Raw genomic sequence first — 26,359 nt, forward strand, 5'->3', positions numbered from 1 at the left:
GCCCTCTGGAGCGCACCTTGAGCCTGCAGCAGTTCTTCGACGACCACCGCCCCGCGACCACCGACGACCCGGTGCGGGTCTTTCCCGCCGTCGCCCGCACGCCGCGCCTGCCCGAGCCGAGGTGGTGGAACAACCCGCTCGGCGTCATGCCCGTCACGGTGACCGTGGCGGTCACCCTCACGCTGCTCCCGGGCCTGCCGGCGTTCACCGGGCTGGTGGCCATGGTGATCAGCCTCGCCCTGACCGTCGCCGGAGCGATCAGCTACTTCTCGTGGCCGGACAGCCGGGACGCGGCCGTGGCCGAGGGCGCGTGGGTGGCCCGCCAGTCCGGCTACCGGATCAGCGTCCACGGCGACGACCTGCGCTGGATCGACCAGCACGGCACGGTCAAGAGCGCGACGGTCGTGCGCGGCGAGGCCGGCTGGGATCTGGTGCTCACCGGCAAGGACGCCGCCGGCAGCTTCTCGTTCTGAGTCGGCGAGCGCCCGCCGTCGGGAGCGCATCGACGCGCAGGCCCTGAGCTCCTCCGGGGGCGTCAGACGTGCTTGATGCCCAGCAGCTGCTGCAGCACGGTGGCCGGCCGCAGCGGCAGGACTCGGACGGTGACGGCGCTGATGCGGTGGGCTGCGGCCAGTGCGGTGATGTCGTGCTGGTAGCGCGGCAGGCGGCGGCCGAGCCGGTGCCTGTTGAAGGCGGCGGCCGAGGCGGTCGCCCATGTGAGGTGGGCCGAGCCGGCGCCCGTGGGGGCGTGCCGGTCTTGGAAGTCCGCCGGGACATCTCCCTGCCGCACGGCGGCCATGGTCAGGTCGAAGACCGTGTCCGGGTCAGCGCTGAGCGCCACCGCCGCTGCGGGTCCCTCGCCCCTGTCCCGAACCGTCTCCACGGTGGCCACCAGCCCGTGGGTGGTGGCGTAGCCGGCAACGGCGTCTCGGAAGGAGCCGGGCGCAGAGTCCACCGGGGAGGGGGAAGCGGGAGCAGCAGGCAAGAGATCGTCCTCGGGGTCGGGTCACCGGCCGGCCGCGAGGGTCTTGGCCCACAGCGTCGGCGGATGGTGGCGGTAGGCGGCGTGGCGTTCGTAGCCGTGGTGGTCCCAGAATCCGTCCAGGCTGTGCTGTCCGGTCGGCAGGCAGATCTCCAGGGTGTCGGCGCCCATGTCCCGGGCCCGCTGCTCGCAGTAGCCCAGCAGGGCAAGACCGAGACGGCCGCCGCGATGGTCCTCGTCCACGACCAGGGCGGTCAGCCGCGCCGCGCGCGGTCCGGAGGGGTGTCCGGCCGGCACCAGGTGCAGCATCGCCCCGGCGATCGGCGCGTCGTCGAGGGTGGCCACCAGGTACGCCTCCGTCTCCGCGTTCACCCCGAGATGGGCGCGGAACCACTGGGCGTTGATCTGGAAGCCCGCCTGATCGGCCAGGTCCATCAGCAGGAAGACGTCCGGCAGCCGCGCATCGCGCATCACCACCGCATCGGTCCACGGTGCGCTGAGCGGCTCCCGCTTCATCATGTCCAGGCTCCTTCCCCGATGTCGCCGCCCCACAGCCCTCACCCGGTCCGGCCCGGGACACCGGGTGAGGCACAGAGCACCACGGCGCAGGGACGAAGAGCTCACACGGGTCGTCGGGAATCCCCCAGGGACGTTCAAGACACTTTACGCAATACGAGCCGGAAAGCGCACCCCTTGGTTGACAGGATCTCAGCGAAGTGCGCGATTTTCATCCCGGCCCCGCGGTGGGGATGGAGGGCGACCCTGCCGTGCCGCCCCGGAAACCGGACGACACGTGGCGAGCCCCTGTCCTTGGCTGTTCGAGGTCGCGGGATCTATGGTCTATCCATCGGTCCAGAAGGCGGCCGCGGTCATCGTGATGCCGCGAAGGGATTCCCTCTATGCCCACCCCCGCACAGCCCTCCGCCCCCCAGCGGTCGTCCGGTCATGGAGACGGCCCGACGACGCCGGGGGCGCAGGCGGGAACGACCGTTCATCAGCCGGTGCAGCGCATTCGTGTGGCCACCGACGACCCGGACCAGGGCATCGGCGTGCTCGAGCGCGTCTACGCCCTGCGGCAGATCCGGCTGGCCGAGAACTCCTCGTTCTCCCTACGGCAGACCGCCCTGTCGATCGAGCACATCAGCTGCGAACGAGCCCGTCTCACCGGAGCCCCCACGGCCGCGCTGATCGACGCCACCGACATCGTGCGCGTCGGCCAGGTCCTGGGCGGGCGGCTGACGTTCACCGACGCCACCGAGGCCGTCCCGACGCCCGCCCCCTTCCTCTTCCCGGTGCGCCCCTACGCCTGCCGGTGGGACGAGGTCGACCTCCAGACCGTGTCGATGGACCTGGGCGCTCTCCAGGTCCACGCCGCAGGACTGCTCGGCGTCGAGGACTTCCGGCTGCGCTTCACCGGATCCGCCCCCCTCAGCCCGGCCATGGCCCGCTACTGGACCGACACCCTCACCCACTTCACCCGCGACCAGCTGGGCAACGGCGAAGCCATGGCCTCCCCCTTCGCCCGGAACGAGGCCTACCGGTCCCTGGCCACCGCCCTGCTGCACACCTTCCCGAGCACCTTCCTCGACCGGAACGCCGAGCCGGTCGAGGACCGCCCCGCCGCGCCCGCCGTCCGCCGCGCCGTCGCCTTCATGGAGGAGCACCTGGCCGAGGACGTCGACCTGCCCCGGATCGCCGCCGCCGCGCGCATGAGCCCGCGCGGACTGCAGGCGGCCTTCCGCCGGGAGTTGGGCACCACCCCCTCAGCCCACCTGCGCACCCTGCGCCTGCAGGCCGCACACGCCGACCTGCTGGCCGCCGACCCCGCCGGCGGAGACACCGTGCAGGAGATCGCCACCCGCTGGGGATTCACGCACACCGGGCGTTTCGCCGGCGCCTACCGCGCCCGCTACGGGCAGAACCCCACCGCCACCCTGCGCACCTGATCACCGGCCCCGCGCCGGGGGACGCTAGGCGAAGGAGAGCAGGGCGTGGACGGGAGTGTGGTCCGAGGGCCAGCGACCGTCCTTGGTCCACGTGCTGATCGCGGCCTCGTGGACCACGACGTCTCCCGGAGTGGTCAACAGCCAGTCGATGCGCTTCTCCCCGATGGCTGGCGCCTTGTAGTTCGGGAAGGTCCCCCACTCCGGGGTCAGCTGCTGGTCCGCCGTCAGCCAGGTGTCGACGAACACGCCGGACCCCACCAGCGTGCTGTAGGCGACCGAGTTCTCGGCGAGGGCGTTGAAGTCCCCGGTCAGCACGACCGGCAGTCCGGCGAAGCGACCGGCCAGCTCGACGAGCACCGACGCGCTGCGCTGCCGCGCGTTCTCCGACTCGTGATCGAAGTGCGTGTTCACGGCAACGAACTCCACACCGGAGACCGCGTCGGTGAAACGCACCCAGGTCACGATCCGGGTCACCGAGTTGCCCCAGGTGGCGGATCCGGCGGTGTCCGGGGTGTCCGAGAGCCAGAACTGGTCCCACTCCAGGGCGGTGAGGCGGTGGGTGTCGTAGAAGATCGCGGAGTACTCCCCGCCGCTGCCGCCGTCGCGGCCGAAGCCGAGCATCCGGTAGTTGGCCCCCAGACCCGCCTCGACGGCGGGCAGCTGGGTGTACTCGGCCTCCTGCACGCCGAGGACGGTGGGCTTCTCCACGCGGATCAGCTGCTCCACCAGCGGCGCTCGCTCGGGCCAGTAATCAGGCTGCCCCGGGCGGGTGCCCGCCTTGTCGAAGCGGATGTTGAAGCTCATCACGTGCAGCTTCTCGCCGCCCGCGGGGCCGATCAGCGGGGCCGGGCCGCCCCAGGTGCGCGTCGCGGCCGAGGCCGGGGTGGCAGTCACCCCGACGGCCGCGGAGGCCGCAAGGGCACCCAGACCGGCGAGCGCGCCTCGGCGCGAGATGGAGGACGGGACGGAGGAGGAGAGAGCATCAGGCATGGCAGGACTCCTGGGTGGGGGGACGTACCTCCGCAGTCTCCCGGCACCCGGTGACGCCCGTGCCAATGAGGGGTGACGCCGACCGGAAGTTCTCGTGGACGAACCGCCAGACCGGCCGGCCGGAGGCCGGGCGCCGGGCAGTTCGAACAGGACTTCGCCTGCGCCGACTCGATGACGACCGCTGCCTGGGCTGTCGGAGTGGGCCTGCTCCTTCATCGCCGGGGTGCTCGGACACAGCCAGGTGAGCCAGGGGGGAGCTGACCTCCTACCCGAGCCGCCTCTGACCGGCCCGGCCCTCCAGGCCGGGCATCCACCGCCCTGCACCCCCAGGAGAAGCACATGTTCGGAGTCGCCGCCCGCTGCCTCGTCACCCGCCTGAAGGCCGACGAGGACCTCGAAACCGCGCTGGAGCGCCTCGGCGAGGTCTTCGACGGCTTCTACACTCAGGTCCTGACCACCAAGGACGGCATGGCCGTGGTGCGCGACCCCGTCTCGTGCCGGCCGGCCGTGGTCGCCGAGTCCGACGACCGGGTGGCGATGGCCTCCGGGTCCCGGGCCCTGGCCTGTCCGCCCGGCATCGAGAACGCCCGCGTGTTCGAGCCCGGCCGGGGCTGCACCTGGCGCGCCCGAGCCCCCACTACTCCCGAAAGGACCAGGACATGACCGCTGCTGCCCACGGGCCCGCCCGGATCACCACCGAGAGCGGGGGCACCACCGTGGTGGATCTCGCCAGGTCGTCAGTGCGCGTGCTCGGCCCAGGCGGCCGGACCCACCGGCCACGGCGGGCTCGTCGACGGCAACGCGTCGGCCCGCTGCGGGACCTCGAGGAAAGGCGTCGACATCGTGGTGGGCGGCGACATGGGCCATATGTCCGCGTTCACGGCCCAGGCTGGGCCCCTCGTGGTCTGCGGGGACGCCGGGGACAGCCTCAGGGGAATCCCTCTACGGACCCGCATCTGCGTGAAGGACACCGTGGCCTCGCGGGGCTCGGACTGCGTCGAGAAGGAGATGCGCGCCGAGCACCTGGCCGAGCTCGCCGAGCTGCTCGCCGCTGCCCGACGACGACCCCGCCGGCTTCCGCCGCTAGGGCTCGGCCCGCACGCTCTACCACTTCCACGCCGACAACTTCGCCGCGTACTGACGCGCCCCCGACCGATCAGGAGCTCCCAGTGACCCTCACCGACCTGCCCACCGCCGCACCCTCCCCCGCCGTCGCCGACGCCGACGCCGTGGCCATCGATACCGCGGCACTGGCCGTCCTGGGGGACAACAACCCGAAGCACCGGGCCGAGTACGCCGCGCCGGCCAAGGTCACGCCGGCCGGCACCACCTGGATCGCCGGGGTGTCCCGGTGAGCGCCGGCCCGTACGCGGTGATCGGTGCCGGGCTCATGGGCGCGGCCACCGCGTGGCAGCTGGCCACCCGTGGTGCGGAGGTCGTGCTCCTGGAGCGCGAGGTCCCCGCCGGCGACCAGGGCTCCTCCCACGGCTCGGCCCGGATCTACCGCTACGCCTACCCCGACCCCTTCTACGCCGAGCTCCTCGTCCACGCGGAACCCCTGTGGGTGCAGCTGGAGCGCGAGTCGGGCCGGCAGCTGATCGACCGGGTCGGCTGCCTGGACCACGGCCCCGGCCGCGACCCCGAGGCCCTGGCCCGGGTGCTGGAGCAGGTCGGGGTGGAGCACGCGCTCTACTCCCCGGCCGAGGCCAGGGATCGCTGGCCGCAGCTCGTCGTCGACACCCCCGTCCTGCACCAGCCCTCCGCCGGGGTCCTCGACGCCCGGACCACGGTGGAGGCCATGGTGGAGCTCGCTGTGGCCGCCGGGGCGCAGCTGCACACCCGGTGGCCGGTCACCTCCATCACCCGGACCCGGTCGGGGTTCACCCTCACCGGCCCGGACGGGGCGATCCTGGAGGCCGCCCACGTGGTGGTCGCCGCCGGCGGCTGGCTGCCGGAGCTGCTGGGGCAGCTGTCCCTGCCGGGTGCGTTCCTCACAGGGCTGCCGGAGTTCACCGTGATGCAGGAGAACGCCTACCACTTCCCCTACCGCGACCCCGGCCGGCCCTGGCCCACGACGATCCACAAGGACGCCATGCAGGTCTACACCCTGCCCGGCGGGCGCGACGCCGGGTTCGCCGGGCAGAAGGTCGCCGAGTTCAACGGGGGCCGCCCGATCCGCTCCGCCGCCGCCCAGGACGGCGTGGTCGACCCCGCCAACCGGGACCGGGTCGTGGAGTACGTGAAGCGGTACCTGCCCGGGCTGGTCCCGGAGCCCTACGCCGAGACCACCTGCCTGTTCACCAACACCCCCGACGAGCACTTCGTCCTCGACACCGCCGACGGCATCACCGTGGTCTCCCCGTGCTCGGGGCACGGGGGGAAGTTCGCCCCGCTGATCGGGGCGATGGCCGCCGATCTCGCCACCGGCACAGGGGGCGTCCCACCCGTCTTCCGGCCGGGGACCGCCGCTCTCGCGCGCTGAGCCTGCCCGCCCGAGCCGGCACCACCGGGTTCTCCCGCCGGTCGGCCGGGGCGGTGACACTCTGACGGGATGCCGCCGCCCCGGTCGCCGTCTCGCGGCAGGAGATGCCATGAACGTGACCGCCCCGGATCGTCGCCACCCACGTCCTGGACCCGGCAACCAAGGCTTCCTGCCCCGGCTGCCATGGGCTGATGACGACCAGTGATCAGGAGACGGCCGGCACTGGGCGTGCCGGTGACCGTGCTCTTCCGCGGCCTGGAGACCACCGCGAGGCCCTGCACACCAGGGCCGGCGAGGGCGCCGTGGTGGTGCGCAGCGCCTCCTCCACCAGGTCCACCGTGCACTCCTCCTCCGCGGCGACAGCCCGGACCGCGGCGCAGATCTGCTCGACGTGCAGCTCCAGGACCGGTCCGATGCGCTCCAGCCCTTCAGGTCGATGTCCCCGCACCCCGGCGAGTCGTCACAGGCGCCGCCGGACACGGCGTCCAGATGGGATCCGGTCACCACGGCGCTCCCACGAGGGGCCGGCCGCAGACCGTCGGCGAGCAGTCCAGGCGCTGCCGGAGAGGCCAGGATCATGGGGTCTCCGGCGCACAGCACGGGAGGGCCGGACGCATGCGTTGGCCACTGCCCAACAGAGTTGACCGCTGCTCAACAATGCGGGGCAGTGACGCCCGGCACGTCCGCCGCCCCAGAAGGCCCTGCCGGCTTCAGTGCGACTGTCCCACGGTGGCGCCGCGACCCTGGCCCAGGAGCCAGGGACAGTGAGCGGCGGCCCACTCACGGGTGGCCTCGACGTCGCGGTGCAGCTGCTCCATGAGCGCCTGGACGGAGGAGAAGCTCTGCTGACCCCGCAGCCTGGAGGTCAGCTCGACGCGCATCGTGCGCCCGTACAGGTCGCCGTCGAAGTCGAGGAGGTGGGCCTCGAGCAGCCGGGGGCCCTCGCCGGTGTAGAAGGTCCGGCGCCGGCCGACGGACACCGCCGCGACGGCCCGGTCCTGGGATCCGATCCGCACCTGCGCGGCCCACACACCGTCCTCGATCCCGGGCCCGGCGAGCGGGAGGTTGGCGGTGGGGAATCCGATGGTCCTGCCCCGGGCGTCCCCGTGCTCGACGATGCCTTCGACCACTGTCATGACCTGGTTCTCCTTCTGATGAGTCGTGCGGGCAAGGGGTGCGGTGCGGGACGGCCCGTGGGACCGTCCCGCACCGCGTTCGGACACGCTGCTAGTGGGAGCGCTCGCCGTCGGCTCCGGGGATCTCGTGGAGCCGGGCGTGGCGCAGCAGCTGGAACTCCGGATCCTTGCGCAGTTCCAGGATCAGTGAGATGCCCAGCAGAGCCACGATGATGGTGAACGGCAGGGCGGAGAGCATCGCCGCCTGCTGCAGGGCCACGAGTCCGCCGACGACCAGCAGCAGCACGGCGCACACCCCGGTGAGCACGCCCCAGAGGGTCAGCACCGGCTTGGCCGGCTTCAGGGTGCCCTTGGAGGAGAGCATGCTCAGCACGTAGGTGTTGGCGTCGGCCCCGGAGATGAAGAACAGCGCGACCAGCACGACGGTGAGCACCGCGGTGACCTGGACCAGCGGGAGCTGTTCGAGCATGGCGAAGAACGCGGAGTTGATGTTGGCGGTGGTGGCCTCACCAATGCCGGCGCCGTCCATGTCCATCTTGATGGCGGTGCCGCCGAAGATGGTGAACCAGGCGAAGAACACCAGGCTGGGAACCCCGAGAACGCCGGCGACGAACTGGCGGATGGTGCGCCCCTTGGAGATCTTGGCCAGGAAGACCCCGACGAAGGCGCCCCAGCTGAGCCACCAGGCCATCATGAAGTAGGTCCACCACTGCATCCACTGCAGGTCGTCGGGCGTTGACGGGGTGATGAGGCTGGTGGTGAAGAACTCGCTGGCGTACTGCCCGATCGAACGGAAGAACAGGTTCGAGACGAAGTTCGTGGGCCCGGCCACGAAGACGAAGACCGCCAGGAGGATCGACAGGGTCATGGTGATCTCGCTGATGTACCGGATGCCGCGGTGGACCCCGGACAGCGCGGAGAGGGTGAACAGCACGGTGATCACGGCGATGATGATGATCTGGACCGGCAGGTCCGTGGGCAGGCCGAAGACCCGGTTCAGGCCCTCGGCGATCTGCGAGGCGCCCAGACCGAGGGACGTGGTGGTCCCGAACAGGGTGGCGATGATGGCGAAGACGTCGATCGCCTTGCCGAACCAGCCGTCGACGAGCTTGCCCAGGACCGGGCGCAGCATCGGGGACACCAGGCCCGGGCGGTTCTTGCGGTGGGTGGAGTAGCCGATGGCCAGACCGAACACGCCGAACACCGCCCAGGCGTGCGGCCCCCAGTCGAAGAAGCTGAACTGCATGGCCCGCACGGCGGCGTCCATGGTCTCGGGTTCGGCCAGCGCGTGCGGCGGGGCCATGTAGTGGGAGATCGGCTCGGCGACTCCGTAGCTGATCAGCCCGATGCCCATCACCGCCGAGAGGATCATGGCCAGCCAGGCCCACGTGCTGAACTCGGGGCGAGCGGAGTTGGAGCCCAGCCGGATGTCGCCGTAGCGGCTGAGGGCCAGGTAGAGGAGCAGCCCGATGCACAGCAGGGGCACCACCAGGTAGCTCCACCCCACGGAGCCGGCCACCCAGTTCATGCTGCTGGTCATCACGGCGCCCAGGCCGTCCGGGGAGACCGCGGCCCACAGGACGAAGGCGGCGATCAGCCCGACCGAGACCGCGAGGACCGCACCCGGTCTGGTGGAGGACGCCGGACGGTTCTCCGAGCGGCGGGTCGAGACAGGTTGGTCGAGTTGTTGGACCACGGGTTTCTCCGATTTCTGGCGCATGGAGGACCGGCCGGCTCTCCGGGCGGGTGTCACAGCTGAGTGAGGTCGTCGCTGTCGTAGAAGCGGCCGGCCTTGTAGATGATGGGGCTGGCCTCGGTCACCTCCGCGTGGCGGACGCGGCAGATGAACACGGTGTGGGTCTTGGCCTGGAAGCGTTCCCGGATCTCTGCCTCCAGGGACGCCGGGGAGTCGTCGATCAGGGGGCTGCCGCTGGGCCCGGGGTGCCAGTCGACGTCGGCGAACTTGTCGGGCGACTTCGAGGCGAAGGTGGCGATGGTGGCCCGCTGCTCCGTGCCCAGGATGTTGATCCCCAGGTGGGTGGCGGCGAACAGGGCGGGGTAGGTGGAGGAGGTCTTCTGGATGCAGACCATCACCAGGGGCGGCTCCAGGGACACCGAGGCGTAGGAGTTGACCGCCAGACCCTTGGGGGTGCCGTTGTCCTGGGTGGTGACCACGGTGACCCCGGTGATGAACTGCCGGTTGAAGGTCTTCATCACCTGCGGGTCCGGCTCGCCCGAGAGGTCGTCGAGCACGACCTCGTCCGGCTGCAGCGGGGTGTCGCTGAGATGACGGACGCCCAGGCTGTGGAGCAGCTCGGAGCCGTCCCAGGTCACCTCCTCCCGGGTGATCCGCCCGTCCACCAGGGTCACGTGGTTGCACCCGCGGGTCTGGACCCGGCGGCCGGTGGGCGGCACCCCGAGAAAGGTCTCGGTGTGGGTGCCGGTGCTGGTCCAGAAGATCGCCGCGGCGTCCCCCTGGGTGACCACGGAGTCGATGGTGGTGACCAGGTCGGGAAAGCCGGCACGGACGGTGCGGATCTCCTCCTGCACCTGCGCCAGCGTCGACGTGTGTCCGCTGGAGCGGCTCACCCGCACGTAGTCGGGGGCGACGACGGATTCCAGCGCTGCGACCTCTCCTCGGTCCCAGGCGGCCTGCCAGACGGTGGTGAGCGTAGCTTCGAGTTCCTGTTGCATGGCACAGAACGTAATCCCCGTCACACGCCCCGGTCAATGGGTGGGGGTAAATTTTCTGCTTCTCCTGGTAAACAAGCCGTTAAGCATGGATTTCCGCGACGCACTCTTGACGATGCATGGCAGTGGGCCTAGCGTGTGATGCATGCAACGGATGACTAATGAGACCGGGGAGGCGGTGCCTTCCACCGAGGTGCCCCTGCTGGACCGGGTCCGGCAGCTGGTGCTCAGCGGGGACTTCCCGCCGGGTGCCCCGCTGTCCGAGGTGTTCCTGGCCCAGGAGTTCGACGTCAGCCGCACGCCCATCCGCGAGACCCTCAAACAGCTCCAGCACGAGGGCCTCGTGGAGATCCGCCCCAAGGTGGGCACCTTCGTGCGGGAGCCCACCCGCCGGGAGATCGTCGAGCTCTTCCAGCTCAAGGAGGGCCTGGAGGGCCTGGCCGCCGGTCTGCTGGCCCGCCGCGGACCGGTTCCCGAGCTCGAGGTGCTCGAGCGCAACATCGCCGAATCGGATCAGGCCGCAGCGGACCAGGACGCCACCCGGTACGCGGAGCTCGTCCACGAGTTCCACCGCACCATCATCACCGGGTCGGACAACTCGAAGCTGGCCGAGCACTACGACCGGCTGATGAACCAGCTGGCCTACCACCGCCTGGTCCTGCGCACCGCCGAGCACCCCGGGCGCATCAAGGCCTCCACCAGTGAGCACCGCGTGGTGCTGGAGATGATCCGGGACAAGGACCACTTCGGTGCCGAGGCCGCCATGCGCAACCACGTCTACGCCTCGGCCCGGGAGGTCCTCACCGACTCCCGCACGGCCGGCGGCCCCCTCCACTCCTGACCACCGCTTCGACCCCTGCCGGCTGCGCGCCGGCGCGAAAGGACCACGCCATGCGCCGCCTGGAGCTGTTCTCCGAGAAGGTCGTGCCTCGCTCCCCCCACACCCCGCACCTGGTGGGTGGGCGATGACGACCATGACGCCCCGCTTTCCCGAGCCGGCCGGAATCCGCAAGATCGTCCACTACCAGGAGGAGATCCTCCTGGAGAACGGCCAGGCCCCGGCCGTGCCGGCGGTGCGTGCCACCGTCGCGGCCGTGGTGTCCAACCCCTGGGCCGGGACCGGCCCGGACACGGACCTCTCCCCCGCCACCGAGCAGCTGGCACCGCTGCTGGCGCGCGTGCTGACCGACCGGCTGCTGGAGAGCCTGGGCGGGACCGAGCAGGTCGAGGCCTTCGGCAAGGCCGCGATCGTCGGCACCGCCGGGGAGATCGAGCACGCCGGGGCGCTCATCCACACCCCGTACTTCGGCAACCTCGTGCGCGAGTTCCTCGAGGGCTCCTCCATCATCTGCTTCGCCGACGACCGCGCCGACGCCGGCCAGGCCCTGGTCGTGCCCATGTGGCACAAGACCCAGGCGGCCACGCGCAGCCACTACCAGACCATCACCACCCGGGTGAGCGACGGGCCCCGTGCCGACGAGATCGTCGTCGTCGTCGCCGGCTCCACCGGTCCCCGCCCGCACCCCCGCATCGGGGACCGCACCACCGACCCCGCCGTCACCTCCGCCATCCTCGAAGGAGCCTCCGCATGAGCACCCGCAAGATCGTCACCCTCGTCGAAGAAGTCGTCACCGAGGGCGGTCGTCCCGTCGAGCCCGCCGCGCGCGTGGCCGTCGTGGCCGCCATCATCGCCAACCCCTGGGAGGGCCAGGGCTTCGTCGAGGACCTCGCCCCCGGCATCGAGGCGACCGCCTCCGACGTCGGCGCCCTGCTGGCGGCCCGGGTGGTCGAGGCCCTCGGGGCTCCGGTGGAGGCCTACGGCAAGGCCGCCATCGTGGGCCTGGACGGGGAGATCGAGCACGGCTCGGCCCTGATCCACACCCTGAAGTTCGGCGACCACTTCCGCAAGGCCGCCTCCGCCACCACCCTGCTGCCGGCGGTGGAGAAGCGCGGACCCGCCGGGGTCGTCTTCGACATCCCGCTCAAGCACATCACCGATGCCACCATCCGCTCCCACCACCAGAGCATCGAGGTCCGCCTGGCTGACGCCCCGCACCCCGGGGAGATCGTCATCGCCCTGGCCGCGGCCGCCCAGGGACGGCCCCAACAGCGCCTCGCCCCGCTGAGCACCGAGCAGTGACCATGGTCCAGCCCCTGCCGATCGTCCTGCTCCACGGCGTGGGGCTGGACCACGCCATGTGGGAGCCCCTCCGCGCGGAGCTGGGCCGGCTCACCGACCGCCCTGTCGTGGCCCTGGACCTGCCCGGCCACGGTGCTCAGCCGCCCCTGACCGGACCGGCCACCCTGACCGAGCTGGCCGAGGACGTCGCCGCCCGGCTGCCTGGGCGAGCCCACCTGGTGGGGTTTTCCCTGGGCGCGCTCGTCGCCCAGCACCTCGCCCGGCACCGTCCGGAGCTGGTCGCCACCCTGACCAGCGTCAGCTCCGTCTGCCGGCGCACCCCCGAGGAGGCGGCCTCGGTGCACCGGCGGCTGGAGAGCGCCCGGGAGGACTTCCCCGGCAGCGTCGAGGCCTCGATCCAGCGCTGGTACCCCGCGGGCAGCGCGGTGGACCAGGACACGGTGGCCGGAACGCGGAGCACCCTGCTGGCCAACTCCGTGGAGTCCTACCTGCACGCCTACGAGGTCTTCGCCACCGCGGACGCCGAGATCGGCCCCGAGCTCCAGGGCATCGGGGTCCCGTCCCTGGCCGTGACCGGCGAACTGGACCCCGGGTCCTCCCCGGCCATGACCGGTCGCCTGGCCGCGGCGATCCCCGGCGCCGAGGCCGTCGTGGTGCCCGGCGCCCGCCACATGCTCCCCGTGGAGCAGCCCGGCGAGCTGGCCCGCATCATCCACCACTTCATCGAGGAATCGAGCCGAGAAGACCATGCCTGAGCGCTACGACCACTTCATCAACGGACAGTCCGTCGCCCCGCTCGAGGGGGAGTACTTCGAGAGCACCAACCCCGCCACCCTGGAGACCCTGTACTCGGCGGCCCGCGGCACGGCCGCCGACGTCGACGCCGCGGTCCAGGCCGCAGGGCAGGCCTTCCACGACCCGCGGTGGCGGGACCTGTCCCCCACCAAGCGCGGTCACCTCCTGCGTCGCCTGGGCGATCTGGTCGGCGAGCACGCCGAGGAACTGGCGCGGATGGAGTCCCAGGACAACGGCAAGCTCCTGCGGGAGATGCGCGGGCAGCTGACCACCCTGCCGGAGTACCTCTACTACTACGCCGGGCTGGCCGACAAGGTGCAGGGCAGCCAGATCCCCACCAGCTCCGTGCAGATGCTCAACTACACCCAGCGCGAAGCACTGGGCGTGGTCGGGGCCATCACCCCCTGGAACTCGCCCCTGACACTGACCACCTCGAAGCTGTCCCCGGCCCTGGCCGCCGGCAACACCCTGGTCATCAAGCCCTCCGAGTACACCTCGCGCACCGTGCTGCGCCTGGCCGAACTGGCCACGGAGGCCGGGTTCCCCGACGGGGTCATCAACGTCGTCACCGGCTACGGCACCGAAGCCGGTGCCCCGCTGGTGGACCACCCCGGGATCGCCAAGATCTCCTTCACCGGGTCCACCGCCACCGGATCGGCCATTGCCGCCTCGGCCGCCTCCCGGTTCATCGGCTGCACCCTGGAGCTGGGCGGCAAGAGCCCCAACATCGTCTTCGAGGACGCCGACGTGTCCAACGCCGCCATGGGCGTGATCGCCGGCATCTTCGCCGCCGCCGGGCAGACCTGCATCGCCGGCAGCCGGGTCTTCGCCCACCGCTCGATCTACGAGGAGCTGCTGGAGAAGGTCGCCGAGCGGGCCCGCAGCATCGTGATCGGGGACCCCATGCTCGAGACCACCGAGCTGGGACCGCTGGCCTTCGCCGCCCAGCAGGAGAAGGTCAACTCCTACGTGGAGCTCGGCGTCTCCGAGGGCGCCACCGTCCTCACCGGCGGCGGCCGACCCGACGTCGAGCTCCCGGGCTACTTCTACGCCCCCACCGTGCTGACCGGGGTGAACAACTGCATGCGCGTCACCCGGGAGGAGATCTTCGGGCCCGTGGCCGCGATCATGCCCTTCGACTCCGAGGAGGAGGTCCTGGGACTGGCCAACGACACCGACTACGGCCTGGCCGCCGGGGTCTGGACCCAGAACCTGGCCCGGGCCCACCGGATGGCCCGGCGCCTGGAGGCGGGCACCGTCTGGGTGAACACCTACCGGGCCATGTCCCCGATGTCCCCGCGCCAGGGCTTCAAGAACAGCGGCGTGGGCATCGAGCACGGCCTGGAGTCGATGAACGAGTACACCCGCCTCAAGAGCGTGTGGATCAACACCGACGAGGGCCCCGTGGCGGATCCCTTCGTCATGCGCAGCTGAGGAGCCCCGTCATGCCCCTGATCGACGTGTCCATCGCCGAAGGCCGCAGCCCCGAGCAGCTGCGTGCCCTCGTCTCGGCCCTCCACCGTGCCGCCGAGGAGACCGTCGGCGCGGTGCCGGAGAACACCACGGTGATCGTCCGGGAGGTGCCGACCACCCACTGGTCCAAGGCCGACCGGACCATCGCGGAAAGAAACAGCGGCACCGGACCGAGCTGACGGCCCCTGGGCCGCGAGCAGAACCACCTCAGTACCGAACACGCCATCCGGAGACGCCGCTGTCGCCGGATGTGGAGCCGCAACCCGGGGCTTTCATCCGACGGCCCCCGGTCGGCCACCCCGGAACAGACCGCAGGCAGTCAACCTACAGAAGGGCAACCACAATGCGATTCTCCCTCTTCGTGCACATGGAACGCTGGGACGACCAGGTGAGCCACCGGCAGCTCTTCGAGGACCTCGTCGACCTCGTGCACGTCGCCGAGGACGGCGGGTTCTGCACCGTGTGGATCGGCGAGCACCATGCGATGGAGTACACGGTCTCCCCGAGCCCCATGCCGCTTCTCGCCTACCTCGCCGCCGAGACGAAGACCATCCGCCTGGGTGCGGGCACCCTCATCGCGCCGTTCTGGAACCCCATCCGCGCTGCCGGCGAGTCCGCACTGCTGGACGTCATCAGCGGCGGACGCCTCGAGCTCGGGGTCGCCCGCGGCGCCTACCAGTTCGAGTTCGACCGGCTCGCCGGCGGCATGCCCGCCGCCGCCGGAGGCCAGCACCTGCGCGAGATCCTCCCGGCCATGCGTGCCCTGTGGCAGGGCGACTACGCCCACGACGGGGAGATCTGGCAGTTCCCCACCTCGACCAGCGTGCCGAAGCCGGTACAGGCGGAGATCCCCATCTGGGTGGCGGCCCGTTCCCCGGAGTCGCACGAGTTCGCCGTCGAGAACGGCTTCAACATCATGGTCACCCCCCTCATGAAGGACGACGCCGAGGTCGCCGACCTCACCGGCAAGACCGAGGCCGCGATGGCCAAGTTCCCGGGCGCGCGCAAGCCGGAGATCCTGTGCCTGCGGCACACCTACGTGCACGCGCCCGAGGACCCGGACGCCTGGCGCGCAGGGGCCGCCGCGATCAACCGCTACTACCGCACCTTCGACGCGTGGGCCGGGAACAAGACCACCCCGGTCAACGGCTTCCTCGAGCCTTCGCCCGAGGAGAAGTTCGCGGACCGTCCCGAGTTCGAGCTGGACAGCCTGCACAGGTCGGCGATGATCGGCACGCCCGACGAGGTCATCGAGCGGATCAAGCACTACCAGGAGCTGGGCGTCGACGAGTTCGCCTACTGGATCGACAACGGCATGACCCACGCCCAGAAGAAGGAGTCGCTGGAGCTGTTCGTCAAGCACGTCGTCCCGGCATTCCGCAATGCAGGTCAGGCGGCTGCTCAGCCCAGCGATGGTCCCGTGGGCTCCACGGTCACCGCATGACGTGCTCTCCGGCGTCCGCCACCGGCCAGGTACCCGGGTGCATCATGCGACGGGGGATCTGAGCCGTCGTCCGCCCACGCAGCAGCCGACGGCTGCAAGGGCTGAGCGCCGGACGCCTCCGGCGTAAAGCACGAGTCGGGCCCCGGCGCACGCTGCGCCGGGGCCCGAACCCGCCCCCACCGCGCCCGGTCCGAGGCCTCACCTCATGCGCCGGCAGGCGGGCTCGCTCGTGTAGGTGAGGACCACCTCGTCGTCCTCGGGGCGCTCCCGGAAGGAGCGGTGGGCGACGGTAGCCGGCACCGCGATGAGGACCGCCTCGTCGTCCTCCGGGCGTTCCCGCTCGGGACTCCGACGGCCGGGGACATGCCCGAGGTTCTCGACCGGTGAGGCGCCGTGCCGGGTCTGCTCCAGGGGATGAGCCCGGAGCCCCCGAAGGGTGCCCTCGATCTCCTGCAGTGCCAGCTGTGCGGGCGGGATCGGTCCGGTGTGGATGCTGGTTGCCGTTGTGGTCATTGCGCTTCCCTACGTCGTTGTAGTGGTGTTCTGGGCCGGTGTCCGCCCACGCAGGGCGTGAGGACACCGGTGGAGTGCTCCGCTTCCGTGACCCCTGGTCCGTCGCTGGGCCTCGGTGGTCCGGGTGGAACCGGGCGTACTGGGGGACGCGGAGGACTCCCAGAGGTGCAGACGGCGCGCCGGTGGGGGACGCGCGTTCGCCCGCAGGTGCACCCGACATTAGTGAACGAGATCACGGACCGGAACCGCCCGGTGGAATATGTCGACGCAGCGGGACATGAGAACGGGCGAGGGAGGGCCTCCGCGAGCGCCGGCATGTGCTGCGTCGAGCGCCCCAGGGGGTCCGGCGCGATGATCGTTGCGCCAAGGCCGAGGACAAGACACGCGGCTGGTCCGCCCCCAGCCGCTTCCCGGGGCCGGGGCTGTGCCAGTGTGGGAGTTCCACGGCACCCCGTGTGCCGTCCCACGGAGAGATCGAGGAGAACCGAATGCCGCGCCGTCGACGCAGGATCACCCCCGCCGCACTGCCCGCCGAGGTCGCCGACACCAACGCCTACTCCTACGGCGTGCTCGACGGGGAGACCCTGCACGTCTCCGGCATGGTCGCCTTCGCCCCCGACGGCTCCTACGTGGGCGAAGGCGACATCCACGCCCAGGCCGTGCAGGTCTTCGACAACCTCACCGCCGTCCTCGAGGCCGCCGGGGGCACCCTCGACGACGTCGTGTCGACCACCACCTACCTGGCCGCACCCGAGCACGCCGCCACCGTGGGCCAGGTGCGCACCAGGTACTTCACCGGCCCCGTTCCCCCGACCTCCACCGTGATCGTCGCCCCCATGGCCCGGCCCCAGTTCCTCGTGGAGGTCTCCGCCATCGCCCACATCCCCGCGACCGTGAGCTGACGGACGACGGCCTCCCCGGTCCTCCTCCCCCCTGCACGCACTGGAAAGGGGGCTGCCAGGGCTAGTGCCCTGTCGAGGGGGCGAACCTGTCGCTGCGTGCTGACGCGGTCCAGGCTCCGGCCGTTGCCGCCGATGTCGCTTGCCCGGGGTGGTGCGGGACCGGGTGTGCCGGCGCGGTGATCTGCACCGGCACCGTGCCCGGTAAATCCTCCTGGAGGCTCCCGGCCAGCGCATCGATCGCGGCAGAATCGCCCAGTCGGGCCCGGTGCAGGTTCACGCTCAGTCCGGCTTCCGGGAAGGTGGTTCGAGCGCGGTGGATCAGGGGCGACAGGACCTGCTGGTTGGTTTCGGTCAGGGTGCCGGTGACATCCAGGGTCACGTGCCGGCCGTCGAGGTCGATCTGGACGAGGACGGAAAGCTTGGGATTCATGGTGGTGTGGGTTCCTTGTACGTGGGGGCATGGGGCGGCCCGGACCAGAAGATCGGACGTGCCGGCTGTCTGATGCCTTCGCGCCCTCCGGCCGCGGCGCCGCGAGGTCGGCAGGCGCGGAGTTGGGCAATGCCCTGCGATGTGTTCTGTGAAAGCGCGGGTTCCTAGCCGGTCCGGTCACCCGCGGAGCAGTTCGGCGAGCACTCTGGCTTCGCTGAGGTCCGGGGACTTCGTGGCGGTGAGCAGTGTGAGAGGTCCGCGCTGGGCCAGGGTGAGCAAGTGGTGGAAGGCTGCTGCGCGCTCGGGTTCTTCGAGTTCGGCACGGTAACGGCAGCTGAACTCTTCAAAACGGTCGGGAGCATGGCTGTACCACCGGCGCAGCGCTGTCGATGGTGACACCGCCTTGCACCACTCGTCGAAGGCTGCTCTGTCCTTGCTCAGGCCGCGTGGCCAGAGGTGATCGACCAGCACACGGGTGCCATCCGCCGGCGAGGGAGCCTCATAGACCCGCCGGACCCTCACGTGGTACTTGTTCGTGCTCATCTTTCCTCGTCTCTGCTTCTCTGGAGGGACGGTCCGACCTCGCCATCGGAAGCGCGTGCTGCCGGGACTTCCATGGACGACCGCAGGCCACGTTGCCCTCGCTGGGCAGAGCGGTGAGAACCGGCATGGAACCCGGAAGAGTCCTTTGCCGGACGAGGCCCCGGGAGAGGACGGGGACCACCCAGGTGAGCGACTCGACCGGCAGCCACGACCCCGACCCTGCTCGGACAGCACAACAGGGATCGGTGCGATGCACTCCGCGGCGCTGCTTCTTTCCTGGTATCGGTGCAGGACCCTCTCCTGCGCATCTGTCACACGGAGCTGGCTCCGCACTGGTGCTCGCGTCTGTGAGTTTGGTGGCCCGCGGTGGGAGCCGCTTAGGTCATCCGTACGGGTCGTGGGTGCCGACGCGGGCGTCGAGGGCATCGACCAGCGCGCGGCGGCGGTCCAGGGTGATGGGATGGGGCCCGGCGGGGTCGGTGAGGTACTCCCAGTCGAGCTGGCTGCAGATCTGGCTGTGCAGGACCTGCAGCTGGGTCACCGTCAGGACCTGAAGGTCCTCCGGGAACGCATCGGTGGGCTCGAGGTAGATCCACTCGGGGGAAACCCGGTGGGCGGTGGAGCCGCTGAGGGGATCCAGGGGGTGGACAGGGTAGGCATGCAGAGGCGCCATGTGAGGCTCTTTCTGGTCAGTCGCCTGTCTCGGGGTACTCCTGACTGGGCGTTGCGGGTCTCGTCTGCCATCCGGGGCAGAGGCGGCACCCGAAAGGCACTGTCCTTCCGACCATAGCCCGTTCCTCGATACCCCGCGGGGGTTTAAGCCCCGAGCGGAAGCCGCCTCCCGGACCAGGGAGGCACTCACCCCGAGGGACCGCGTCCTCCCCTTCCCCGCGCCGCCCGAGCAGCCCAGGTACGCCCACGACGTGGGAGGTGAGGGGCACCTCGCCAATCACGACCTGTCGGGCGATGCGATGTGCCGGTGGCCGCTTCTCGGGGCCCTCGTTCAGCAGCAGGACGCCTGCGGTGCACCGGAGCCCGGCCTGCCGGGGGCACGTCTCCTACGGCCGGGCCGGCGGCACGGAGCCGAGAACTCCGGCTCGCGCGTCCAGGGCGAAGACCACCTTGCAGTACCGGGCCATGGTCACCGGATGGGGACCGCCGACACGGTGGAGGTGATCCCGGTTGAGCTGGCGGCAGAGCCTGCTGTGCAGCACCTGCAGCTCCCACAGTGCCATGTGCGACAGATCCGAAGGGAAGCCGGTCGTGGGCTCCAGATAGATCTCCTGGGCATCCGGGAGGTCGAGGGGGTCCCAGGGCTGGACGGGGTGGGCGGAACGGTGGTTCATCAGGCGCTCTTTCTGTCGCATCGCCTGTCTCGGGTGGTTCTCCTGACTGGGCGGGGTGGTGGTGCCTGTCCCGTCGGCGCTGCGATCGCGCCCGCAGGGCAGCACTGCTGCCGACCATACTGTGCTGCCGCCGGCAAGACTAAACATGCGTGCTGTCCCCTCCGCGACACCGCACATGCCGGCCGTACGGGCTCCCACGAGCCGCTTCGCACAGCGTTCTCTCCCGCCGGAGCCGATGCCCTCGGGACACGTCGAGGCCCCCGCCACCCCGGCCAGGAACAACCGGCATCCCCATGGTGCAGCCTCCATGATGTGGACGTTCGGTGCCGTGGCGTCCCGAGGCGCGGGCCAGTAGACGGTACCGCTCTGACGGTTCCACTACTGGGGATGCCTGCTTTCCGCTCGGAGGACCAGGGGCAGATCCGGTCGGATCTCAGTCCGAGGACAGAGCTGAGTCCCCTGCCTGGGACGCACTGTCACCGGGGGCTGCTTCGGTCAGCACCGCTTCCAGCCGCTCGTCGGTCAGATAGGTCAGGCCTGTGAGGATGCTCGTGATCCGACAGCGCTGATCATCACTGAAGCGGGTGGAGTCGAGGATGTCGCTGACCCACAGTCCGTCCATGGCCAGCCGGACGATCACCCCGATGATTCCTGCTGGGTGTCCCGGGTCCAGGTCCTCCCGGTCCATCCGGCGGTTGAGCTGGACCAGGGACTCGGCCAGGTGCGGCCTGGCCACCGCGGCGTGCAGCAGCGCCGTCTGGTCCCGGGTGCTGTTGTCCCGCACCTGCGAGAAAGCCCGCACGTAGGCCCGGTCATCAGACCCCTCCGCCACGGGGTCCTGCTGTGCCCAGTGGTCCAGTTCCTCGACCAGCTCCACCACCACCGCCTCGACGTGCTGCTCGATCTGCTCGCTCGGCGTCTCCGGCCCGAACATGACTCCTCCAGCCACTCATCAACGATCACCCCGCTCGAGGTCGCTCCGAGAAGACCTCGGAAAATCTCGGGAAACCTCGGGAAACCTCGGGGAGAAAACATCCGCATACTTGGTGATGTAGTGCCACATCTGTCCAGCACCATGTCGTCACCTGTCAAGGGCACCATAGCCCTTCAGCTCGCGGCCGGGCGCATCACCACCACCTCGAGAGATCCGGGAGAGCTCCGGGACCGCCCCCGCAGCAGCGTGTTGCGCGGGCACGGTCCCGCCTTCCTCGAAGGCTTCTGTGCCTCCCGCTGTCGGCGCCCGCAGAGCGATTACTTCGACCCCGACGTCGAACGGCAATTCATGACCGGCACAGGGCAACGCGGGAGGCGTCCGCCCAGGGAAGACCATTCCAGCAGCCTCCGGCGGCCGGCCCTACACTGACGCCATGCCCGCCCTCTCATGGTCCAGGACTCTTCCGCACCTGGCCCGGACCCGGACACGTTCGGGCCTGCGCCGGGCCCGGGAGTCCGTCCTGCCTGCACTGCAGATGTCCGTGGGCAGCGTCGCCGCTTATGCCATCGCCCAGGAGCTGCTGGGCCATGAAGGACCGATTTTTGCCGCGACCTCCACCATCGTCGTCCTGGGGTTCTCCCGCGACCCGAGACTGCGCCGCGTGCTGGAAGTGGCTGTTGGCTGCACCATCGGCATCCTCATCGGCGATCTCCTGCTGGGGGCGTTCGGCGAGGGCCTGTGGCAGGCCACCACGGTGCTGTTGACCGCGATTCTGCTGGCCCGGTTCCTCGACAGTGGTTCGCTCTTCTCCACCCAGATGGCCATTCAGTCGGTGCTCGTGGTGCTGTTGCCGGTTCCCGCCGGAGGACCGTTCACCCGCAGCATCGACGCCCTCGTGGGAGGCGCTGTGGCCTTGACCCTCACCGCCCTTGTCCCGCGGGATCCGCGCCGGGAACCCCACACCGATGTCCGAAAGGTGCTGGACGAGCTCGCCAAGATCCTGCGGTCCTCTGCTGTCGCGCTGGAGACCGATGACGCGAGGACCGCATGGTACGCATTGACCCGCGCCCGGAAGGCTCAGCCGCTTGTCGATGAGCTGCTGGCTTCGCTGCCGGCGGCCCAGGAGGTGGCCCGGCTGGCACCGGCCTATCGGCGGCACCGGACAGAACTGGAAGATCTGAACCGGTCACTGGATTTCATCGACCGCGCCCTGCGCGACAGCGATGCGCTGGTGCGGCGACTGGCCTCGGCCATCGACAATGCCGCCCTGAGCAACGAGGCGATGGAGTCGTTGCAGGGGCTGCTGACCGATGCCGCAGAGGCCGTCGAAACCTTCGGCCGCGCCCTCACCGAACCGGCCGCCGGCGGAGGCCCGGAACTGGACATGCGCCGGGCCTGTGAGGAGCTCATCGCGATAGCAGCCCGATTGCACCCGAAGCCCCTGGGCGTGCACGGACTGGAAGGCGAAGGCGTGATCCTGCTGCTGCGGCCGCTGGTGGTGGACCTGCTGGAGGCCACCGGAATGAGCCACCGGACAGCCTCGGACCACCTCCCCAGACTTCGCTGACGCACCGTTGACGGGACCGGAGCCTGACTCCTTTCGCTTCGGCCTCGCTTGCTCCAGCGGCCACATCACGAGAAGCACTAGCACCACTGGAACCCGCAGCGCGGCATGCGTAGCACGTGATTCATCGATGGGTGCCCATACAGGCGGTCGTCGGCATGAGCAGTGCAGAGATGCGTCGGCAAAGCGTGGCCCTTCTCAGCCGGCCCGCTTCTCAGCCGGTCTGCGCGCAGCTCTCCGCCGCGTGGGCCTCCGCCTCCCGGGCCGAGGCCCCGACCTCCTCGGCCAGGCTGCGGGCGTGGTCGGCACGGGCCGCCAGGGCCTTCAGCTCGGCCTCCCCGATCCCGGCCCGGGAGCCCACGGCGGCCAGCAGGTCCTCGGCGTTCCGGGCGAACGCCTCGGCCCTCGCGGCGGTCCGTCGGGCGACCCCGGCGTGCTCCTGGGCCGCGACGGCGTCCTTGGCGACCCTGGCGTTGCGGGCGTCCCGGACCGCCCTGGCCGCGTCGCCGCGGCACAGGAAGGCACCTTCCACGCACGCGTCGGCGTCGAGCACGGCGGCCTCGACCTCGTCGCCGCAGAAGAGACCCCAGACTTCGGCCAGCAGGCGCGACTCGTGGTCGTAGAGGTGGTGGACGAGAGCTCGGACCTTGTCCTCGGAAGCATTCGCGCAGACCTTCACAGCCCATGCCTGGGCCGAGGCGGAAATCGGGATCATGGCGTGTCCTCTCTGTCCTGGAACGTGGAGATCAACGGCCATGTCACGACCGCGTGCCCCATCGGTGAGACGCATGGCGACTGCTCTCCAGAGGCCCCGTCTCCGCCCTGCTGTGGATCCTGAGGGTGGGCGGACACATGCTCCTTCGGCGGCCAGGCCACGGGCTGGCTCTCTCCAGCACGAACCCTCGGGATGTGACCCACGATAGAAGCGCACCCGGCAGGCTGTGTCACGAGCACGTTAAGGCTGCGGGTCTTTCAGATTGAGGACATGTGGCACGCGTATGCGTCCGGGCGGAACTGAAGTGACCGCCATCGGCCGAACTCCTCGGTGTGCCATCGCGGTCGCCGGCCGACTCCGGGGATCTCAGCTGGCACGTCGGGGACGGAGCACTCAGCGGGAGGCGCCCTGGTCGGGTCGGTGGTGCTCGTCGAGGACCCGGGACAGCACCCGCCCGGGGGTGTTGCGGTGCTCGGGGTCGATCCTCTCCAGTGCGGCGAGGATCGCCTCGACGTCGTAGTGCACGGACGGGTCCCCGCCGTGGTGGCTCCAGCGGCGTTCGGCGGCCCAGGCCCACACCAGTACCGGCCGGCACCGGTCGCAGGTGCCGTGCTCGGTCGTGAGGCAGTCCGGGCCCACCGGCTGGTTCAGCCCGGCGATCTCCTCCGGGGTGCGGCGGTAGTGCTCGAGCACCGCCCAGAGCTTCTCCTCCGGGATCCGGGCGAAGTCCGTGGCCAGGCCCGCAAGGGTGGTCCGCGCCCGGGCCACGTCGTAGTGGAAGTCGGCCCTCGCCCACGGCGGGATGCGGTGCCGGGCGCGCAGGGTCTGGACCAGGAACTGCTCCTGTTCCTGAGCGACCTCGTCCGGTGTCCGGGGTGCTGGGTCGGTGGCGGAACGCCACAGGCTCTCGAACAGGGCCGCGCCCTCGGTGTAGGCCTGCCGGACCATCAGGGTGCCGATGTCCACGGAGTAGCGCTTGGCCCAGACCGCCCCGGAGAGCCGCTCGTAGATGTGCCCGTCGTCGAGGGTGAAGCTCTTGTGGTCGGAGGCCACGACCACCTGGCGGGTGGTGGGCTCGCCAGTGGTGCCGGTCCGGGCGGGGATGACCACCGCGCGGGCGCCGACGTAGACGGCCCCGTCCTTGTTGAGCATCCTCCGCTCCTCCACCGCGCCCGTTCCTCTCGTCTCAGTCGACCGTGCGTCCCATCATGCGACGAAGCGCAGCGGTGGGCTCATCGGCCACGTGGTGCTCCTGGTGGAGTCGGAGGCGTTGGAGCGCCGGTGCGTCCGGTGCCTGCTGGAGCGACCGTAGCAGTCGACGCGCACCGCAGGTCGCAGGTCCGGTGACCGGCGGCGGGTGCGGTCAGTCCTCACGTGGGGAAGCTGAGCTGGGCGCTTAAGAGATTCCCAGTCCTACAGCCCCTCGTGCGCCATGTTCGCAAAGCGCGAGTAGTGGCCCTGGAACGCCACCACGATCGTCTTGGTCGGGCCGTTACGGTGCTTCGCCACGATCACGTCGGCCTCGCCCGCACGCGGCGACTCCTTGTCGTAGACGTCGTCGCGGTGGAGCAGGATGACCATGTCGGCGTCCTGCTCGATCGAGCCCGACTCGCGGAGGTCCGACACCATCGGCTTCTTGTCCTGGCGCTGCTCCGAGCCACGGTTCAGCTGCGACAGCGCGATGACCGGCACCTCGAGCTCCTTGGCCAGCAGCTTGAGCGCACGGGAGAACTCCGAGACCTCCTGCTGGCGGGACTCGACCTTCTTGCCGGAGCTCATCAGCTGGAGGTAGTCGAGGACCACGAGCTTGAGGTCGTGCTTCTGCTTGAGCCGGCGGCACTTCGCGCGGATCTCCATGAGCGACATGTTCGGGGAGTCGTCGATGAACAGCGGAGCGGTGTCCATCTTGCCCATCGTCGTGGCGATCTTGGCCCACTGCTCGTCCTGCAGGCGGCCCTTGCGCAGGTCCTGCATGTTGAGGGTCGCCTCGGCGGAGAGCAGGCGCATGGCGATCTCGTTGCGGCTCATCTCCAGGGAGAAGATGACCGTGGTCATGTTGTGCTTGATCGCCGCGGACCGGGCCACGTCGAGTGCCAGCGTCGAGTTGTGCGTAGGGATGAACGTCCTCCCCGCCAGGTAAAGGTGCGACGGGTGGTCGATCTCGATGCACCGCACGGGCACCGACTCGACCGGCTCCACCGCAGTGATGCGTCGTCGTCCCTCGGGCTCGTACACGGCGTCGGGCCGGTCCAGCGCAGGGGCGTTGGCGACGACGTGCCGCTCGCCCACCACCATGGACGCCAGGATCTGCTCAGTGGTCCGTACCGCGGAGGTGTCGTCGGTGGAGGTCAGCCACTGGTGCTGCTCGTCCGCCACGATCTCGGACCCGTCGTCGAAGGTCACCCTGTAGCAGGGGCGCTCGGTCATGACCTCGGTGGCAGCCACCACGCGGGAGGGAGTGCCGTCCGCGGCGATGACCTCGTCGCCGACCGCGATCTCACCCATGGTGGTCCAGCCGGTGGGCGTGGGGATGGCGGTGTCGAGCGCGAGCGCCTTGCCCATCGCCGGCCTCGCCGCGATGACGATCATCTGCCCGCCCTGGAAGCCCTGGGTCAGCTCGTCGAGCTCGATGAACCCGGTGGGCACGCCGCGCATGCCCTCGCCCTGGGTGCCGGCGGCCTCGATCTCGTCGACCGTGGCCTCCACGACCTCCTTGAGCACCGTGTAGTCCTCGGAGGAGCGCCGCTCGGCCACCTGGTAGATCTCGGCCTGCGCCTCGTTGACGATGTCGTCGACCTCGCCGTCCGCGCTGTAGCCCAGCTGCACGATCTTGGTGCCGGCCTCCACGAGGCGGCGCAGCACACCGCGCTCGCGCACGATCTCCGCGTAGAACCCTGCGTTCGCCGCGGTGGGCACCGAGGAGATGAGGGTGTGCAGATAGGCCGGCCCGCCGATCCGCTCGATCTCGCCGCGCTTGGTCAGCTCGTCGGACACGGTGATGGCGTCGGCCGGCTCGCCCCGCCCGTAGAGGGAGATGATGGCCTCGTAGATGGACTCGTGGGCCGGCTTGTAGAAGTCGACGCCGCGCAGCACCTCGACCACGTCGGCGATGGCGTCCTTGGACAGCATCATGCCGCCGAGCACGGACTGCTCCGCCACGTTGTCCTGCGGCGGGGTCCGACCGTACTCCCGGTCGCTCCCGGACGACTGCTCCGACACGAGTCCACCTCTCCCCCGCGCACCGTGAGGGGGCACGATGCGCAAACTACGACGACGCCGCCCCGGCCTTCCGGGCAGCCCCTCCATTCTCGCACCGACCCCGGACGCCGCAGA

29 protein-coding genes are annotated in these 26,359 nt (G+C 70.4%); 14 read left to right on the plus strand and 15 right to left on the minus strand.

Annotated elements, in window-relative coordinates; genetic code table 11:
- Positions 1-17: 17 nt before the first annotated feature.
- Entirely contained in the window at positions 18-473 is a 456-nt protein-coding gene (locus IEW07_RS02465; RefSeq protein WP_188534261.1) for a hypothetical protein, read from the plus strand.
- A gap of 62 nt (positions 474-535) precedes the next feature.
- Here IEW07_RS02465 and IEW07_RS02470 read toward each other — a convergent pair whose 3' ends face one another.
- Together IEW07_RS02470 and IEW07_RS02475 are read right to left on the minus strand one after the other, a co-directional pair.
- Positions 536-955, minus strand: coding sequence for a hypothetical protein (locus tag IEW07_RS02470; protein ID WP_188534262.1), 420 nt, complete (start codon positions 953-955; stop codon positions 536-538).
- Positions 956-1,006: 51 nt separating this feature from the next.
- Complete coding sequence (locus IEW07_RS02475; protein ID WP_371870201.1) at positions 1,007-1,417, minus strand: GNAT family N-acetyltransferase; 411 nt, start codon at positions 1,415-1,417, stop codon at positions 1,007-1,009.
- 566 nt (positions 1,418-1,983) lie between these two features.
- Between IEW07_RS02475 and IEW07_RS02480 the strand changes: the two genes are divergently transcribed.
- Positions 1,984-2,928, plus strand: a complete 945-nt coding sequence (locus tag IEW07_RS02480; RefSeq protein ID WP_188534264.1) for an AraC family transcriptional regulator — start codon at positions 1,984-1,986, stop codon at positions 2,926-2,928.
- Positions 2,929-2,952: 24 nt separating this feature from the next.
- Here IEW07_RS02480 and IEW07_RS02485 read toward each other — a convergent pair whose 3' ends face one another.
- Positions 2,953-3,918: an endonuclease/exonuclease/phosphatase family protein gene (locus IEW07_RS02485; RefSeq protein ID WP_188534265.1), complete on the minus strand. Its 966-nt coding sequence runs from the start codon at positions 3,916-3,918 to the stop codon at positions 2,953-2,955.
- 339 nt (positions 3,919-4,257) lie between these two features.
- Between IEW07_RS02485 and IEW07_RS02490 the strand changes: the two genes are divergently transcribed.
- The 3 genes from IEW07_RS02490 (at position 4,258) to IEW07_RS02500 (ending at position 6,400) form a co-directional block, all read left to right on the plus strand.
- Positions 4,258-4,581: a class II glutamine amidotransferase domain-containing protein gene (locus IEW07_RS02490; protein WP_188534266.1), complete on the plus strand. Its 324-nt coding sequence runs from the start codon at positions 4,258-4,260 to the stop codon at positions 4,579-4,581.
- Between the two features lie 506 nt (positions 4,582-5,087).
- Complete coding sequence (locus tag IEW07_RS02495) at positions 5,088-5,273, plus strand: hypothetical protein (RefSeq protein ID WP_188534267.1); 186 nt, start codon at positions 5,088-5,090, stop codon at positions 5,271-5,273.
- Positions 5,270-6,400 (plus strand): FAD-dependent oxidoreductase, encoded by a 1,131-nt coding sequence (locus IEW07_RS02500; RefSeq protein WP_188534268.1) that lies wholly within the window; start codon positions 5,270-5,272, stop codon positions 6,398-6,400. Before IEW07_RS02495 ends, IEW07_RS02500 begins: the two co-directional genes overlap by 4 nt.
- A 710-nt stretch (positions 6,401-7,110) precedes the next feature.
- Here IEW07_RS02500 and IEW07_RS02505 read toward each other — a convergent pair.
- The 3 genes from IEW07_RS02505 to IEW07_RS02515 form a co-directional block, all read right to left on the minus strand.
- The gene (locus tag IEW07_RS02505; protein WP_188534269.1) at positions 7,111-7,536 is read right to left on the minus strand and encodes a riboflavin kinase; all 426 of its coding nucleotides are present in this window, start codon (positions 7,534-7,536) and stop codon (positions 7,111-7,113) included.
- Between the two features lie 91 nt (positions 7,537-7,627).
- Positions 7,628-9,256 carry a BCCT family transporter gene (locus IEW07_RS02510; RefSeq protein WP_188534270.1) on the minus strand — a complete coding sequence of 543 codons (1,629 nt, stop codon included), beginning with the start codon at positions 9,254-9,256 and terminating at the stop codon, positions 7,628-7,630.
- Positions 9,257-9,285: 29 nt separating this feature from the next.
- Positions 9,286-10,230 (minus strand): flavin reductase, encoded by a 945-nt coding sequence (locus IEW07_RS02515; protein WP_188534271.1) that lies wholly within the window; start codon positions 10,228-10,230, stop codon positions 9,286-9,288.
- A 151-nt stretch (positions 10,231-10,381) separates the two neighbouring features.
- Between IEW07_RS02515 and IEW07_RS02520 the strand changes: the two genes are divergently transcribed.
- The 7 genes from IEW07_RS02520 to IEW07_RS02550 all read left to right on the plus strand — a co-directional run bounded on the left by IEW07_RS02520 (position 10,382) and on the right by IEW07_RS02550 (position 16,079).
- Positions 10,382-11,068 (plus strand): GntR family transcriptional regulator, encoded by a 687-nt coding sequence (locus tag IEW07_RS02520; protein ID WP_229741513.1) that lies wholly within the window; start codon positions 10,382-10,384, stop codon positions 11,066-11,068.
- 124 nt (positions 11,069-11,192) lie between these two features.
- Positions 11,193-11,819: an amino acid synthesis family protein gene (locus tag IEW07_RS02525; RefSeq protein ID WP_229741514.1), complete on the plus strand. Its 627-nt coding sequence runs from the start codon at positions 11,193-11,195 to the stop codon at positions 11,817-11,819.
- Complete coding sequence (locus IEW07_RS02530) at positions 11,816-12,367, plus strand: amino acid synthesis family protein (protein ID WP_188534273.1); 552 nt, start codon at positions 11,816-11,818, stop codon at positions 12,365-12,367. Before IEW07_RS02525 ends, IEW07_RS02530 begins: the two co-directional genes overlap by 4 nt.
- Positions 12,368-12,369: 2 nt before the next feature.
- Positions 12,370-13,122 carry an alpha/beta fold hydrolase gene (locus IEW07_RS02535; protein ID WP_188534274.1) on the plus strand — a complete coding sequence of 251 codons (753 nt, stop codon included), beginning with the start codon at positions 12,370-12,372 and terminating at the stop codon, positions 13,120-13,122.
- Entirely contained in the window at positions 13,115-14,596 is a 1,482-nt protein-coding gene (locus IEW07_RS02540) for an aldehyde dehydrogenase (RefSeq protein WP_188534275.1), read from the plus strand. Before IEW07_RS02535 ends, IEW07_RS02540 begins: the two co-directional genes overlap by 8 nt.
- Before the next feature lie 11 nt (positions 14,597-14,607).
- Positions 14,608-14,814: a tautomerase family protein gene (locus IEW07_RS02545; RefSeq protein ID WP_188534276.1), complete on the plus strand. Its 207-nt coding sequence runs from the start codon at positions 14,608-14,610 to the stop codon at positions 14,812-14,814.
- A gap of 164 nt (positions 14,815-14,978) precedes the next feature.
- Positions 14,979-16,079 (plus strand): LLM class flavin-dependent oxidoreductase, encoded by a 1,101-nt coding sequence (locus IEW07_RS02550; protein WP_188534277.1) that lies wholly within the window; start codon positions 14,979-14,981, stop codon positions 16,077-16,079.
- Between the two features lie 198 nt (positions 16,080-16,277).
- Here the strand turns inward: IEW07_RS02550 and IEW07_RS02555 are convergent, their stop codons facing one another.
- Positions 16,278-16,592, minus strand: a complete 315-nt coding sequence (locus tag IEW07_RS02555; protein ID WP_188534278.1) for a hypothetical protein — start codon at positions 16,590-16,592, stop codon at positions 16,278-16,280.
- A 488-nt stretch (positions 16,593-17,080) separates the two neighbouring features.
- On the opposite strand from IEW07_RS02555, the gene IEW07_RS02560 reads away from it, so the two are divergent.
- A complete protein-coding gene (locus tag IEW07_RS02560; protein WP_188534279.1) occupies positions 17,081-17,494 on the plus strand; it encodes a RidA family protein in 414 nt (137 codons plus the stop codon).
- A 61-nt stretch (positions 17,495-17,555) separates the two neighbouring features.
- Here IEW07_RS02560 and IEW07_RS02565 read toward each other — a convergent pair whose 3' ends face one another.
- The 5 genes from IEW07_RS02565 to IEW07_RS02585 all read right to left on the minus strand — a co-directional run bounded on the left by IEW07_RS02565 (position 17,556) and on the right by IEW07_RS02585 (position 20,747).
- Positions 17,556-17,924, minus strand: coding sequence for a hypothetical protein (locus tag IEW07_RS02565; protein WP_188534280.1), 369 nt, complete (start codon positions 17,922-17,924; stop codon positions 17,556-17,558).
- Positions 17,925-18,101: 177 nt separating this feature from the next.
- Positions 18,102-18,467 carry a DUF488 domain-containing protein gene (locus tag IEW07_RS02570; RefSeq protein ID WP_188534281.1) on the minus strand — a complete coding sequence of 122 codons (366 nt, stop codon included), beginning with the start codon at positions 18,465-18,467 and terminating at the stop codon, positions 18,102-18,104.
- A gap of 382 nt (positions 18,468-18,849) precedes the next feature.
- On the minus strand, positions 18,850-19,140 hold the full coding sequence (locus IEW07_RS02575; RefSeq protein ID WP_188534282.1) for a hypothetical protein: 291 nt from the start codon (positions 19,138-19,140) through the stop codon (positions 18,850-18,852).
- A gap of 385 nt (positions 19,141-19,525) precedes the next feature.
- Positions 19,526-19,813 carry a hypothetical protein gene (locus IEW07_RS02580; RefSeq protein ID WP_188534283.1) on the minus strand — a complete coding sequence of 96 codons (288 nt, stop codon included), beginning with the start codon at positions 19,811-19,813 and terminating at the stop codon, positions 19,526-19,528.
- A 433-nt stretch (positions 19,814-20,246) separates the two neighbouring features.
- Entirely contained in the window at positions 20,247-20,747 is a 501-nt protein-coding gene (locus tag IEW07_RS02585; RefSeq protein WP_188534284.1) for a TetR family transcriptional regulator, read from the minus strand.
- 433 nt (positions 20,748-21,180) lie between these two features.
- On the opposite strand from IEW07_RS02585, the gene IEW07_RS02590 reads away from it, so the two are divergent.
- On the plus strand, positions 21,181-22,314 hold the full coding sequence (locus tag IEW07_RS02590) for an FUSC family protein (RefSeq protein ID WP_188534285.1): 1,134 nt from the start codon (positions 21,181-21,183) through the stop codon (positions 22,312-22,314).
- A gap of 211 nt (positions 22,315-22,525) precedes the next feature.
- On the opposite strand, the gene IEW07_RS02595 is transcribed toward IEW07_RS02590, so the two are convergent.
- From IEW07_RS02595 to dnaB, 3 genes are all read right to left on the minus strand, one after another.
- Entirely contained in the window at positions 22,526-23,026 is a 501-nt protein-coding gene (locus IEW07_RS02595; RefSeq protein ID WP_188534286.1) for a hypothetical protein, read from the minus strand.
- A gap of 393 nt (positions 23,027-23,419) precedes the next feature.
- The gene (locus IEW07_RS02600) at positions 23,420-24,178 is read right to left on the minus strand and encodes a hypothetical protein (RefSeq protein WP_188534287.1); all 759 of its coding nucleotides are present in this window, start codon (positions 24,176-24,178) and stop codon (positions 23,420-23,422) included.
- Positions 24,179-24,439: 261 nt separating this feature from the next.
- Positions 24,440-26,245 (minus strand): replicative DNA helicase, encoded by a 1,806-nt coding sequence (dnaB, locus tag IEW07_RS02605; RefSeq protein ID WP_229741515.1) that lies wholly within the window; start codon positions 26,243-26,245, stop codon positions 24,440-24,442.
- Positions 26,246-26,359: the final 114 nt, after the last annotated feature.

This window comes from Kocuria dechangensis (assembly GCF_014636775.1).
GTDB lineage: Bacteria > Actinomycetota > Actinomycetes > Actinomycetales > Micrococcaceae > Kocuria > Kocuria dechangensis.

Excerpts from the sequence above, each read along its gene's own strand:
- IEW07_RS02475 (WP_371870201.1), bottom strand. The coding sequence starts at position 1,417 with ATGGACCTGGCCGATCAGGCGGGCTTCCAGATCAACGCCCAGTGGTTC.
- IEW07_RS02485 (WP_188534265.1), bottom strand. The coding sequence starts at position 3,918 with ATGCCTGATGCTCTCTCCTCCTCCGTCCCGTCCTCCATCTCGCGCCGA.
- IEW07_RS02490 (WP_188534266.1), top strand. The coding sequence starts at position 4,258 with ATGTTCGGAGTCGCCGCCCGCTGCCTCGTCACCCGCCTGAAGGCCGAC.
- IEW07_RS02505 (WP_188534269.1), bottom strand. The coding sequence starts at position 7,536 with ATGACAGTGGTCGAAGGCATCGTCGAGCACGGGGACGCCCGGGGCAGG.
- IEW07_RS02510 (WP_188534270.1), bottom strand. The coding sequence starts at position 9,256 with ATGCGCCAGAAATCGGAGAAACCCGTGGTCCAACAACTCGACCAACCT.
- IEW07_RS02515 (WP_188534271.1), bottom strand. The coding sequence starts at position 10,230 with ATGCAACAGGAACTCGAAGCTACGCTCACCACCGTCTGGCAGGCCGCC.
- IEW07_RS02520 (WP_229741513.1), top strand. The coding sequence starts at position 10,382 with ATGACTAATGAGACCGGGGAGGCGGTGCCTTCCACCGAGGTGCCCCTG.
- IEW07_RS02525 (WP_229741514.1), top strand. The coding sequence starts at position 11,193 with ATGACGACCATGACGCCCCGCTTTCCCGAGCCGGCCGGAATCCGCAAG.
- IEW07_RS02530 (WP_188534273.1), top strand. The coding sequence starts at position 11,816 with ATGAGCACCCGCAAGATCGTCACCCTCGTCGAAGAAGTCGTCACCGAG.
- IEW07_RS02535 (WP_188534274.1), top strand. The coding sequence starts at position 12,370 with ATGGTCCAGCCCCTGCCGATCGTCCTGCTCCACGGCGTGGGGCTGGAC.
- IEW07_RS02540 (WP_188534275.1), top strand. The coding sequence starts at position 13,115 with ATGCCTGAGCGCTACGACCACTTCATCAACGGACAGTCCGTCGCCCCG.
- IEW07_RS02545 (WP_188534276.1), top strand. The coding sequence starts at position 14,608 with ATGCCCCTGATCGACGTGTCCATCGCCGAAGGCCGCAGCCCCGAGCAG.
- IEW07_RS02550 (WP_188534277.1), top strand. The coding sequence starts at position 14,979 with ATGCGATTCTCCCTCTTCGTGCACATGGAACGCTGGGACGACCAGGTG.
- IEW07_RS02555 (WP_188534278.1), bottom strand. The coding sequence starts at position 16,592 with ATGACCACAACGGCAACCAGCATCCACACCGGACCGATCCCGCCCGCA.
- IEW07_RS02560 (WP_188534279.1), top strand. The coding sequence starts at position 17,081 with ATGCCGCGCCGTCGACGCAGGATCACCCCCGCCGCACTGCCCGCCGAG.
- IEW07_RS02565 (WP_188534280.1), bottom strand. The coding sequence starts at position 17,924 with ATGAATCCCAAGCTTTCCGTCCTCGTCCAGATCGACCTCGACGGCCGG.
- IEW07_RS02570 (WP_188534281.1), bottom strand. The coding sequence starts at position 18,467 with ATGAGCACGAACAAGTACCACGTGAGGGTCCGGCGGGTCTATGAGGCT.
- IEW07_RS02575 (WP_188534282.1), bottom strand. The coding sequence starts at position 19,140 with ATGGCGCCTCTGCATGCCTACCCTGTCCACCCCCTGGATCCCCTCAGC.
- IEW07_RS02580 (WP_188534283.1), bottom strand. The coding sequence starts at position 19,813 with ATGAACCACCGTTCCGCCCACCCCGTCCAGCCCTGGGACCCCCTCGAC.
- IEW07_RS02585 (WP_188534284.1), bottom strand. The coding sequence starts at position 20,747 with ATGTTCGGGCCGGAGACGCCGAGCGAGCAGATCGAGCAGCACGTCGAG.
- IEW07_RS02590 (WP_188534285.1), top strand. The coding sequence starts at position 21,181 with ATGCCCGCCCTCTCATGGTCCAGGACTCTTCCGCACCTGGCCCGGACC.
- IEW07_RS02595 (WP_188534286.1), bottom strand. The coding sequence starts at position 23,026 with ATGATCCCGATTTCCGCCTCGGCCCAGGCATGGGCTGTGAAGGTCTGC.
- IEW07_RS02600 (WP_188534287.1), bottom strand. The coding sequence starts at position 24,178 with ATGCTCAACAAGGACGGGGCCGTCTACGTCGGCGCCCGCGCGGTGGTC.